8 protein-coding genes are annotated in these 11,852 nt (G+C 72.6%); 2 read left to right on the top strand and 6 right to left on the bottom strand.

Annotated features, from left to right (window positions below; all coding sequences use genetic code 11):
• Positions 1-15 precede the first annotated feature (15 nt).
• Together FHX73_RS17055 and FHX73_RS17050 are read right to left on the bottom strand one after the other, a co-directional pair.
• A complete protein-coding gene (locus FHX73_RS17055; protein WP_145905810.1) occupies positions 16-1,677 on the bottom strand; it encodes a hypothetical protein in 1,662 nt (553 codons plus the stop codon).
• 58 nt (positions 1,678-1,735) lie between these two features.
• Positions 1,736-1,999 (bottom strand): SCO4848 family membrane protein, encoded by a 264-nt coding sequence (locus tag FHX73_RS17050; protein WP_145905809.1) that lies wholly within the window; start codon positions 1,997-1,999, stop codon positions 1,736-1,738.
• A gap of 127 nt (positions 2,000-2,126) precedes the next feature.
• Here FHX73_RS17050 and FHX73_RS17045 point away from each other — a divergent pair, with 127 nt between their 5' ends.
• Positions 2,127-3,452, top strand: a complete 1,326-nt coding sequence (locus FHX73_RS17045; protein ID WP_246213569.1) for a D-alanyl-D-alanine carboxypeptidase family protein — start codon at positions 2,127-2,129, stop codon at positions 3,450-3,452.
• Positions 3,453-3,459: 7 nt separating this feature from the next.
• Here the strand turns inward: FHX73_RS17045 and FHX73_RS17040 are convergent, their stop codons facing one another.
• Positions 3,460-4,398, bottom strand: coding sequence for a YihY/virulence factor BrkB family protein (locus tag FHX73_RS17040; protein WP_145905807.1), 939 nt, complete (start codon positions 4,396-4,398; stop codon positions 3,460-3,462).
• A gap of 154 nt (positions 4,399-4,552) precedes the next feature.
• On the opposite strand from FHX73_RS17040, the gene FHX73_RS17035 reads away from it, so the two are divergent.
• Positions 4,553-8,113 carry a bifunctional glycosyltransferase/CDP-glycerol:glycerophosphate glycerophosphotransferase gene (locus tag FHX73_RS17035; RefSeq protein ID WP_145905806.1) on the top strand — a complete coding sequence of 1,187 codons (3,561 nt, stop codon included), beginning with the start codon at positions 4,553-4,555 and terminating at the stop codon, positions 8,111-8,113.
• Between the two features lie 73 nt (positions 8,114-8,186).
• Here FHX73_RS17035 and FHX73_RS17030 read toward each other — a convergent pair whose 3' ends face one another.
• The 3 genes from FHX73_RS17030 to trpS form a co-directional block, all read right to left on the bottom strand.
• Positions 8,187-10,028, bottom strand: coding sequence for a stealth family protein (locus FHX73_RS17030; protein WP_145905805.1), 1,842 nt, complete (start codon positions 10,026-10,028; stop codon positions 8,187-8,189).
• Positions 10,029-10,234: 206 nt separating this feature from the next.
• Entirely contained in the window at positions 10,235-10,807 is a 573-nt protein-coding gene (locus tag FHX73_RS17025) for a 2'-5' RNA ligase family protein (RefSeq protein ID WP_145905804.1), read from the bottom strand.
• Positions 10,807-11,847, bottom strand: a complete 1,041-nt coding sequence (trpS, locus tag FHX73_RS17020) for a tryptophan--tRNA ligase (protein WP_145905803.1) — start codon at positions 11,845-11,847, stop codon at positions 10,807-10,809. The genes FHX73_RS17025 and trpS overlap by 1 nt, the downstream gene beginning before the upstream one ends.
• Positions 11,848-11,852: the final 5 nt, after the last annotated feature.

Raw genomic sequence — 11,852 nt, 5'->3', positions numbered from 1 at the left:
CAGGCGTTCCCGCGGTTACTTCAGGACGCCGAGGTCCCTGGGGGCGGTCCAGCCGTTGAACACGTCCAGGTGACGGTCCGCGGTGACGGCCCACAGGTCGGGGTTGCCGTCGCCGTCCAGGTCGCCGGAGCTGCCGAGGGTGGGGTAGGCGGCGGTGGTGAAGAACGCGCCGGTGCCGTGAGCCGTCGGGTCCGCCAGCGCGGAGAAGTCGGCGATGCCGTTGGCCTTCAGCGGCAGCGGGTAGGCGTGCAGCTCGCCGGTGGCCCGGTCACGGGCCCAGAGCGAGAGGTTGCCCTTGGCGTCCTGGCCGGGGGCGACCAGGTCGTAGTTGCTCCAGTTGCCCGAGGTGGTGAGCTGCTGGGCGTTCTCGGTGCCGAACTGCAGCTGGCCGTCGCCGAAGAGCCACAGGTTGCCGTGCTCCACGGTGAGCAGCCAGGGTGCCTGCCCGCCGAACTTGTCCGCCGGGCCGAGCGCCACGAACTGCTCGACCGCCGACCAGTCCTGGGTGTAGTCGGCCGGGCAGCTGATCGGCTTCTCGTCGACGTCAGCACAGGAACTCGGCCGGTCCAGAACCTCCGCTCCGCCCGAGAAGTCCAGCGAACCGAAGTTGCGGTACACGTAGATCGTGCCGCCGCGGGTGTCCCGGGCGAAGACGGTGTCGGCCGGAGCGGTGTTGTCCCAGCCCCGGTGCGCGAACTGGAACGGCCCCCAGCCGGTTCCGCCCGGCGCCTGGTTCGCGGGGACCACCGTGGTCGGCGTGGTGCTGGTCGCCTGACCGCTGATCACCTGGAGGTTGCCCGCCCCGTCCGGCAGCACGATGTCCGGGATCCCGTCGTTGTCCACGTCGCCCGGGGCCTGCGGCGGGTTCGGGTTGGACAGCGCGTAGAACGAGTAGCTCGCCGCACCCACGTTCCCCGCGTTGTCCATCACCTGGACCTGAAGCACGTTGGTGCCCCACTGGGTCGGCTTGTAGGAAAGCTTCGCGGTCCCGTCCGCCCCCGGCACCACGGTCCCCGGGTCGCCGCAGTGGAAGACCGACGGAGAGCCGTTCAGCACCGGCCGGAAGCAGGCCACCCCCGAGGCCGCGCCGCCGGCCGGGGCCGGGTCGAGGCCGGAGAGGGTGAAGATGCCGGTCTGGCCCGCGTACTTGGTCGCTGCGGCAGTCGAGCCGGAGGCCGGGAAGTCGGTCGAGCTGACGCTGACGGTCGGCGCCGTGGTGTCCACCTTGAACGAGCAGAACGGTCCCACGGCGCGGCTGCCGTCGGCCGCGATCAGGTGTGCCCGCCAGGTGTAGGTGTGCCCGTTCTGCAGGCCGGTCAGGCCGAGCGAGGCGGTGCCGTTGACCACCGGCGCGGCCTGGTTCTCCACCAGCGTGACCGGGGTCGCGCCGGTCTCGTCCAGCACCCGGAAGCGCGGCTGCTCGGTGACCGAGGCCGGGGCCTGCACACCGACCGAGAGGGTCGGAGTGGCGCCGGTGGCACCGATCCAACCCGGGGTGCTGCCGTCGCAGGCCTGGGTAGTGGTGCCGTCGCCCGCGACCACCGGCGCGGGTGTGACCCGCGGGTCGGTCAGCGCCAGGGTGGTGCCGTCCGCGTAGGCCGCGGGCGCGACGGCCAGCCCGGCCGCCAGCCCCAGCACCCCGCCCGCGGCGAGCAGCCGGGAAGTAGCAGTGTTCAAGTCGAGTCCCCATCGATCGTGCGTACGACGCATGAAACAGGAGGACTCTGACAGCTGCTCAGGACTCGGGCAACGCGTTTCCTTCACGCGACACGCGCAGCCCCCGCACGCCCACCGAACCGACCACGAGCCCGAGCGCGAAGGAGGTGACGGCCAGCGCGAGGTGGATCCAGAAGAAGGCGGTGGGGTGGGAGTGGTTCCCGTCGGTGAAGGCCTGGTGGGCGGAGTCGGCCCAGAGGTTCTTGACGAAGGTGGTCCAGATGATGACGGACCAGACGCCGAAGGCGACGAGGAACCAGGAGGTGCGGCGGCTGAGCTTCATGGGTCCAGTATGGGCGGGCGGCCGTTCGGCCCAGTCGGGGGTACCCGTGCGGGGGATGGTGGCGGCGCGGCCGGGCGCCGGGCGTTGGACCGGGTATGGACACCGTGTGTATTCGAATGATCACCAGATGAGTCGTACGACCCGATGTGTGGTGGCGCTGACCGCGGCGCTGCTGCTGGCCGGCCCGGGCACCGCCGCCGCCGAGCCGCCCCCGCTGCCCGGGGCCCAGCCGGCCGCCGTCGGCGGCGCACGCCTGGGGCTGACGGACGTACAGGTCTCACTGGCCCAAGGGGCGCCCCGGCTGCCGGACGACCTGACCGGGAAGTCCTGGCTGGTCGCCGACGCCGACACCGGCGACGTGCTGGCCGCCTACCAGCCGCACCTGCGGCTGCCCCCGGCGAGCACCCTGAAGATGCTCTTCGCCGACACCGTGCTGCCCAAGTTCAACCGCGGCACCGTGCACCGCGTGGCGCCCGAGGAGCTGGCCGGGCTCGGCCAGGGCAGCAGCCTGGTGGGCATCAAGGAGGACCTGGACTACAAGGTCGAGGACCTGTGGCGCGGGGTCTTCCTCAGCTCCGGCAACGACGCGGTGCACGTGCTGGCCCACATGAACGGCGGCGTCGACGAGACCGTGCGGCAGATGAACGACGAGGCCCGGGAGCTCGGCGCGGCCGACACCCACGTGGTCTCGCCGGACGGCTACGACGAGGACGGACAGCTCACCTCCGCCTACGACCTCACCCTGTTCGCCCGCGAGGGCCTGCGCAACGCCGACTTCCGCTCCTACTGCGCCACCAAGGACGCCCAGTTCCCCGGCGCGGTGGACCGGACCACCGGCCAGCGCGGCACCTTCGGCATCCAGAACACCGACCGGCTGCTCGGCAAGTACCCCGGGCTGATCGGGGTGAAGAACGGCTACACCACCAACGCCGGCTCCACCTTCGTCGGCGCCGCCCAGCGCGACGGGCGCACCCTGCTGGTCGCCGTGATGCACCCGGACACCTACATGAAGGTGTACGACGAGACCGCCGAACTGCTCGACTGGGGCTTCGCGGCCGGCGCCCGGGCCCGCCCGATCGGCGCCCTGGTGGCACCGGCCGCGCTCTCCTCCGCCGCACCGGCCGCCCCGCCGAGCGCCGCCCCGGCCGCACCGCCGGCGCCGGACCAGGCGCGGACGCAGGCGCAGGCACAGGGCCGGCCGCAGGCGCTGCCGGCGCCCGGCCGCCCGGTGGCCGGCCGCTACCCCGGGCGCGGCGCCCGGGTGCTCGGGCCGGAGGGCTGGGCGGTGCTGGGCGCCCTGACGCTCTGCGCGGCCGCGGCCGGCTGGCTGCTCAACCACCGGCGCCGGGAGCTGGCCGCCGCGCTGGCCCGGCGCCGCCGCGCCGCACGCCGGACGGACGAACCCGCCCCCGACCCGCAGGCCGGCGGCGCCACCGCGGTGGGCCGGCGCTGATCCGCCGTCAGGCCGGCTGGCGCGGCCCGGTGCCCAGCTCGCCGGCCGCCCGGTAGGCGGCCTCCGCGGCGGCCCGGGCCCGCGCCCGGGCCGCCTCCGGGTCGCCCATCGCCGTCCAGGACACGCAGTACATCAGCAGCCGGCAGACGAAGTTGATCCACAGCAGCAGCGCCACCGGCACCCCGAACGCGCCGTACAGGCTCTTGCCGGCCACCGAGCCCAGGTACGAGGAGAGCCCGAGCTTCAGCAGCTCGAACCCGATCGCCCCGATCAGCGCGGCCCGCAGCAGGTCGCGGCGCCGCTCGTGCCGGATCCCCGGGAAGGGACCCAGCAGGTAGAGGAAGAGCAGCAGGTCGGCGCCGACCGCGATGACGAAGCCGGCCGCCGCCAGCAGCCAGTGCCCGGGCCCCCGGTCGGCCAGCCCGAGCGCGTCGGCCAGCCGCCCCGCCAGCTTGGTGGCCACCGCCGAGGCGCCCAGCGAGACCACCGAGACCAGGCCGAGCCCGAGCAGCACCAGGCAGTCGGCGAGCTTGTTCCGCAGGAAGTTGCCGTCGCCCTCGGGCAGTTGCCAGACGTCCCGGATCGAACCGCGCATGGTGTCGACCCAGCCCAGCCCGGAGGCCAGCAGCAGCACCCCGCCGATCAGCCCGACGGTGGCCGCGTTGGCGATCAGCGAGTCCAGCCCGAGCGCGTCGGCCAGCCCCGGCACCTGGTCGGCGATCCGGTGCTTGAGCGAGTCGACCTGGCCCGGGCTGAGCGTGGAGACGGCCACCGCCAGCGCCACCGTCAACAGCGGGAACAGCGCGAGGAACCCGAAGAAGGTGACAGCGCCGGCCAGCCGGTTGCCCTTGGCCGCCGAGAAGTGCAGGTACACCCGGAAGGGGCGGCTGCGCCGCACTGCGGCCACCGCCGGCCCGATCAGCGGCAGCCCGGAGAGGAATCCCATGGGCCAAGCCTGGCAGTCCGATCGGGCGGCGCGGCGCATTGCGGGCCCCGGGACCCGTTGTGCCAAAGGATAGGATTCCGGTAGTACGCCTGTGCCAGGCCACGCCCCGGTCGGCAGGTCGTCTCCGTTCGCCGATGAAAGGCCCGCGCAGCTGATGGCCCCCCGTCTCTCCGTCGTAGTCCCGATCTACAACGTCGAGCGATACCTCCAGGAGTGCCTGGAGTCCATCGCGGCCCAGACCATGAGCGACCTGGAATGCGTCATGGTCGACGACGGCTCAAAGGACGGCAGCGCGGCCATCGCCGAAGCCTTCGCTGCCCAGGACCCCCGGTTCCGGCTGGTCCGCAAGCAGAACGCCGGCCTCGGTGCCGCCCGCAACACCGGGCTGCTGCACCTGACCGAGGGCACCGAGTTCGTGGCCTTCGTGGACAGCGACGACACCCTGCCGCCCAGCGCCTACGAGCTGATGATCAGCACGCTGGACCAGACCGGCTCCGACTTCTGCACCGGCAACGTGCTCCGCTTCCGGGCCGTTGGCCACTACCCGTCCGGGGGCCACGCCAAGCCGTTCCGCGAGACCCGGCTGAAGACCCACATCACCGAGCTGCCGGCGCTGGTCACCGACCGCACCGCGTGGAACAAGGTCTACCGCCGCTCGTTCTGGGACATGGCCGACCTGCTCTACCCCGAGGGCATCCTCTACGAGGACGCGCCGGTCAGCGTGCCGCACCACTACCTCGCCAAGAGCGTGGACGTGCTCTCCGAGCCGATCTACCACTGGCGCGAGCGCGAGGTCGGCGAGATGTCGATCACTCAGATGCGCACCAACCCCAAGGGCCTGGTCGACCGGGTCACCTCGATGGAGCTGGTCCGCACCTGGCTGCTCAAGCAGACCGAGCCGAAGTACAAGGAGTACCTGGCCTCCTACGACGAGAACAACCTCGTCGAGGAGATCCCGATGTTCTTCTGGTCGGTGGTCGACGGCGAGCAGGACTACCGGGACGCCTACGTGAAGTGCGTCGGCCGGCTCCTGCGGGCGATCGGCCCCGAGCAGGTGCGCAAGCTGCGCGCCCCGCTGCGGCTGAAGTACCACCTGACCCTGCAGGGCCGGATCGACGAGCTGGTCGAGCAGATGCGCTTCGAGTCGGAGAGCAACGGCGCCGCCCCGGCCCGCGGCCTGCTCCGCCCGTACGCCGACTACCCGTTCCTGCGCGGCGGCCGCAAGAGCGTGCCCGCCGACGTGCTGCGGCTGGACAACGCGCTGGTGATGCGCAGCCGGGTCTACGACTCGGCCTGGGTGGACGGCAAGCTGCGGCTGAACGGCCACGCCTTCCCGGAGCACCTGGGCGCCGAGCACAAGCACGACCTGATGAAGATGATCGTGCTGCGCGAGGCCAAGGGGAAGCGGTTCGTCACCTTCTCGGCGCGCACCACCTACTCCCCCGAGGCCACCGCCTCCTCCCCGCACGACCTGTACAGCTGCGACTGGTCCGGTTTCAGCACCCTGATCGACCCGGCCCGGCTGAAGAAGCGCGGCCAGTGGCAGGAGGGCACCTGGCGGGTGCTGGTGGCCGGCGCCGGCAAGGCGGGCGTCTACAAGGGCCGGGTCACCGGCGGCTGGGCCGACACCGCGGAGAGCCTCCCCGCCCACTGGGTGGACGCCACCACCCGGGTGGTGCCGCGGCTGAAGGACAACTTCCTGCTGCTCTCGGTGGAGAAGCTGCGGGCCTCGGTCGACACGGTCGGCGAGCGGGACGGCGACATCGAGCTGACCGGCAGCGTGCGCGGCGGCGCCGACCCGGCCGGCATGCGGCTGGAACTCAAGCACGTCGAGTCCGGCAACACCACCGACTTCCCGGTGGAGTTCGGCACCCCGACCGGCCGACCGGTCCCGTTCACCGTGCGCTTCCCGGTCTCCGCGCTGGCCGCGATGCGCGAGCACTGGCTGGCCCTGGACCCGGCCGCCGACACCCGCACCAGCGACCACTGGCAGGTCCGGCTGCGGCTGGCCGACGGCAGCAAGCTGCGGGTGATCGTGGACGACCGGGTGGAGCTGACCCACCTGGAGCTGCCGCACGACACCCGCCAGGCCCCCGGCACCGCCCGCTGCCTGGTCACCTCCGCCGACCAGACCGGCCACCTGCAGTTCGAGGACCAGCTGGCGCAGCCGGTGATCGAGCAGCTGACCGGGGCCGACGAGGAGGGCTTCACGCTGACCGGCCGGTTCCCGCTGCCCGGTGAGCACGCCTACGAGCTGCTGCTGCGCCACCACTGGCGCGAGGAGGAGTACCGCGCCCCGCTGACCGTCCGGGACGGCCGCTTCGAGGTGGTCCTGCCGGCCGTGCCGCTGGGCGCCTCCACCGGCCGGGTGCCGCTGCACAAGGGCACCTGGCAGGTCTTCTTCCGGCCGATCGGCGGCGACCCGGAGTTCGCCTGGCCGATGGCCCGGGTCGCGGTCGAGGCGCACACCCGGCTGCCGCTGCGGGTCCGCGCCCGCGGCAAGGACGTGGCGCTGGAGCGCCGCCTCTTCGACACCCTGTCGCTGGAGGCGCACGCCGACCTCGGCCCGCACGAGCGCAGCGGCTACCGCCAGCGCCAGCAGCGCCGCGAGGCCTACCCGGCCGCCCAGCAGAAGCCGGTGCGCGACGCGGTGCTCTACATGACCAACGGCGGCGCCTACGCGGGCTCGCCGCGCGCCATCCACGAGGAACTGGCCCGCCGCGGGCTGCCGCTGGAGCACCTGTGGACGGTGGACGACGGCCAGAGCGAGCTGCCGGAGAGCGCCCGCGCGCTGCGCCAGTGGAGCCCGGAGTGGTTCGAGGCGCTGGCCACCGCGAAGTACCTGGTCACCAGCGCCCAGCTGCCGGACTTCTTCACCTCCCGGCCGGGCCAGACGGTGCTGCAGACCTGGGTCGGCACGCCGCTCAAGCGGATCGGGCACGACTTCGAGAAGATCTGGTTCATCGACAGCAACTACCTCAAGCACCTGGACCGCGAGGTCCCGCAGTGGGGCAAGCTGCTGTCCGGCAGCAGCTTCGCCTCCCCGGTGCTGCGCAACGCCTTCCGCTTCGAGGGCGACCTGGTGGAGTCCGGCTACCCGCACAACGACATCCTGTTCTCCGCCGACCGGGAGAAGCGGGCCGCCGAGGTGCGCCGCCGCCTCGGCCTGCCGGAGGGCAAGAAGGTGGTGCTGTACGCGCCGACCTACCGGGAGGACCGCAAGCGCCCGCAGGGCGGCTACCAGATCGACCTGCGGATCGACGTGGCGGCGGCCGAGGCCGCACTCGGCGACGACCAGGTGCTGCTGGTCCGCCCGCACAGCAACTGCTACGGCCCGATCCCGGGCGCGGGCGACGGCTACGTCCGGGACGTGGCCCGCTACCCCGACATGGCGGACCTGCTGCTGGTCGCCGACGTGCTGGTGACGGACTACTCGGCCTCGGTCTTCGACTTCGTCAACACCGGTCGCCCGGTGCTCTTCTTCGCCTACGACCTGGAGCACTACCGCGACAACCTGTGCGGGTTCACCTTCGACTTCGAGGCGGACGCGCCCGGCCCGCTGCTGCGCACCTCGGCCGAGCTGGTCGAGGCGCTGGGCCGGGTGGACGAGGTGGCCGCCGAGCACCGTGAGGCGTACCAGACCTTCCGGGCCCGCTACGCCGACCTGGACGACGGCCTGGCCGCCGCCCGGGTGGTCGACGACCTGCTGCGCTGACGGGCGCTGACTGACGGCACGCGAGAGGGCCCCCGCCGGTGGCGGGGGCCCTCTCGCGTGCTCCGACGGTGCGTCAGCCCGCCGCCACCGAGTGGCGGTCGGCCGGGCGGCCGGGCGCCGGCAGCGTGCCGCCGGGCTCGGGATCGTCCTCCTCGGCGCCGTCCTCCCCGTGGGCCGCGGGTGCCCCGTCCCGCTCGGCGGGCTCGTGGACCGGCTCCCGGGAGGCGGGTGCGGGCAGGCTGCGCTCCAGCGGGCCGGCCACCGGGAAGTAGTCCTGCAGGAAGACGGTGACCTGCCGGTCCTGCTCGGCCCTGGGCACCCGGTCGAGTTCGCCGTCGTTCAGGCAGAAGCTGTCCGCGTCCCGGTCGCGGAGCAGCGCGGGCAGCTGCTCCAGCGCGGCGAACCGGTCCACGTCCAGGTAGCGGTGGCCGAGCCGGCCCCAGGCGACCTTGCCGGTCAGGTAGCCGTGGCCGACCGCCAGGGTGATCGGGGCGATGTCGTCCCGGGAGCGGAACCGGGAGTGCGCGGTGGCGGCCAGGTCGGCGGCGAACAGCTCGGCGCTCTCGGCGAGCAGCGAGCGGGTGAGCGGGTGCGGGGCGTGGCTGAGCGCCTGGGCGGTGTCCCGGCCGTGCTCCCGGCGGACCAGGGCCCGGGTGTTCTTCTGCGGTGCGACGTATTCGTCGTCGTCGGCCGTGACCCCGCCCGGGGGAATCACCCGGGAGTCCAGGTTCAGCAGGGGCACGCCATTGCCTTGGAAGAACTGTTCGGGGCGGACCGATCGGCCGATGAAAACATCATCATTAAAATACAGAAAATGCTCGGAGAGGCCCGGAATTCGATGCAGCTGGGTTTCGATCGCGTGCGAGTTGAAGACCGGCAAAGCCCCTGGGTCGGCGAAGATCTGACCATGCGTCACCACCGTGACGTCCGGGTGGTCCACCGCCAACCAGTCCGGGCACTGGCCGTCGGTGAGCAGGAAGACGTGCCGGATCCACGGGGCGTACATGGCGATCGCCCGCAGGCAGTACCGCAGTTCGTCGCGGTTGCGGAAGCGCTCGGCGCCGTCCCCGGTGACCGGGCGCTCGGTCAGCGCGGCCAGGGTCTCGGCCCGCCGCTCCCGCCAGACCGGATCGGTGTCATCCACCCAGGTGACGACCGCGTCGATCGGAAAGGTGACATCACCGAGCAGGGGCTGCGCGAAGGCGGTCGGCGCCGGGTACTCGCGGCCGCCGACCAGCACCGAGGCGTCGGCCTCCAGCGAGGGCACCCACCAGCCGAACGGCGGCTCGTGGATCGCCGCGACCGCGCCGTCGTCGCCCTCCGCCGCGTCCCAGAAGTCCAGGTCGCAGCCGTGCCCGGCGCCGTAGGCCAGGGTCCGCCCGGAGGTCACCACCGGGCGGTACAGCCGCACGCCCTTGACCCGCGCCGGCTCCGCGCCGGGCTCCCCGGACGCCTCCAACCAGGCCACCGCGCCGGGCAGTTCCTCCGCCAGCACGGTCTGCAGGGTGACGTCGTGACCGAGCAGGTCGGCGTAGACCGGCAGGCCCTCGAAGGCCTCGGCGCAGGCCGCCAGCACCGCCTCCCGCTGCCCGGGCGCGATCGCCACCCACTGGCGCCGCCGCATCCCGTGCAGCGGCGCGAACCGCACCCCGGCGGCGGCCAGCACCTCGGCCGCCTCGGTGAAGCTGCGCAGGAAGGCCTCGCCGGAGAGCAGGTCGTCCCGCACCTCGGCGACCCGGCCGTAGGGGCCGCGGACCAGCGCGGGGTGGCGGTCCAGCAGCCACTGCTCACGAGCCGCGCGCAGCTCCTCGGGGGTGGGCGGCACGGGCTCCGGCTCGGGGAGCAGGGCGGGCGGCTCGGCCGCCCGCTGCGCCGGTGCGGCGGGCGCCGGCAGCAACCCGGCCCGATGGGCCACGGCGCGCAAGAGCCGCCGGACCGTTCGGGGACAGCGCATCATCTCTCCAGACGGTGTGCATTCTGGCCTCAGGCCCCCCGCAGCCCATGGGCCACGAGTATAACGTTCTGCACTCGCTGAAGTGAATAAGAAAGTAATGAAAGTTTATAGTGTTGGGAAAGCTGGGAGAATCCTGGGAATTCTCGTTCAAGAATTCGCGCAAGTATTCAGTGCCCGGTGAAGCGGTAGCCCTGCGCGGGGCGCCAGACCTGATCGTCGCCGAACCGGGAGAGCGTGAAGCCGACGACCGGGAAGGCGGCGTGGAACGACCGGGCGTCCGCCTGGGCCCGGTCCAGCACCTCGTCGGTCAGGCCGTGGGCCACCGTCACGTGCGGATGATAGGGGAAGGCCAGCTCCCGGGCCAACGGTCCCGACCGGACCTCGGCCTCCAGCTCGCGGCACTCCTGGGCGCCCTCCTCGACCCGGATGAAGACCACCGGGGAGACCGGGCGGAAGCTGCCGCTGCCGTGCAGGAGCATCCGGAACGGACGCCGGGCGGCCGCCACCGCCGCCAGGTGGGCGCGCACCCGCGGCAGCGCCTCGGCCGCCACCTCGGTCGGCGGCAGCAGGGTGACGTGGGTGGGTATCGCTCGCGCCAGCGGATCGCCGTGGCCGGCCCGGGTGTCCTGCACCACCGAGCCGTACGGCTCGGGAACGGTGACCGCGACCCCGATGGTCAGCACGGAGCCGGCGACGTCCGGTCGGCCGTCGCCGTCCCCCGGCGCGAGCGGCAGGGCCATCAGCGCTTGGCGGCCGGCACGAGGCCGATCCGGTCGTAGACCGTCTCCAGGGTCGCGCCGGCGATCTCGCGGGCCTTCTCGGCGCCGACCGCGAGCACCCGGTCGAGCTCGGCCGGGTCGTCCAGGAAGGTCCGGGTGCGCTGCTGGAACGGGGTCACCCAGTCGGTGAACAGCTCGGCCAGCTCGGTCTTGAGCGCGCCGTACATCTTGCCCTCGAAGTGCGCGACCAGCTGCTCCACGCTCTGGCCGCTGAGCGCCGAGTGGATCCGCAGCAGGTTGGCGACGCCCGGCTTCTTCTCCTCGTCGTAGGTCACCACGGTGTCGGTGTCGGTGACCGCGCTCTTGAACTTCTTCGCGCTCAGCTTCGGCTCGTCCAGCAGGCTGATCAGGCCCTTGGTGGTGGCCGCCGACTTGCTCATCTTGGCGGTCGGGTCCTGCAGGTCCATGATCTTCGCCGTCGCCTTGGGGATGTGCGGCTTCGGGACGGTGAAGGTGGGCGCGTACCGGGTGTTGAAGCGCTCGGCCAGGTCCCGGGTGAGCTCCAGGTGCTGGCGCTGGTCCTCGCCGACCGGCACCTCGTCGGCCTGGTAGAGCAGCACGTCGGCGACCATCAGCACCGGGTAGGTGAACAGGCCGACGGTGGCGGCCTCGTTGCCGTGCCGGGCGGTCTTGTCCTTGAACTGGGTCATCCGGGAGGCCTCGCCGAAGCCGGTGAGGCAGTTCATCACCCAGGCCAGCTGCGCGTGCTCGGGCACGTGGGACTGCACGAAGAGGGTGCAGCGCTCCGGGTCCAGGCCCGCGCCGAGGATCTGGGCCGCCGAGACCCGGGTGTTCTCGCGCAGCGCGGCCGGGTCCTGCGCAACGGTGATCGCGTGCAGGTCGACGACCATGTAGAAGGCGTCGGTGGTCTCCTGCAGCTCCACCCACTGGCGCACCGCGCCCAGGTAGTTGCCCAGGTGGAACGAGCCGGAAGTGGGCTGGATGCCGGAGAGCACCCGGGGGCGAGCCTTCGCCTCGGTGGTGAGCGCGTCGTTGACCATGCCCG

The sequence above is a fragment of the Kitasatospora viridis genome (genome assembly GCF_007829815.1).
Taxonomy (GTDB): Bacteria; Actinomycetota; Actinomycetes; order Streptomycetales; family Streptomycetaceae; genus Kitasatospora; species Kitasatospora viridis.
The sequence above is the reverse complement of the archived record's forward strand: the minus strand, read 5'-3'. Positions and strand labels throughout refer to the sequence as shown.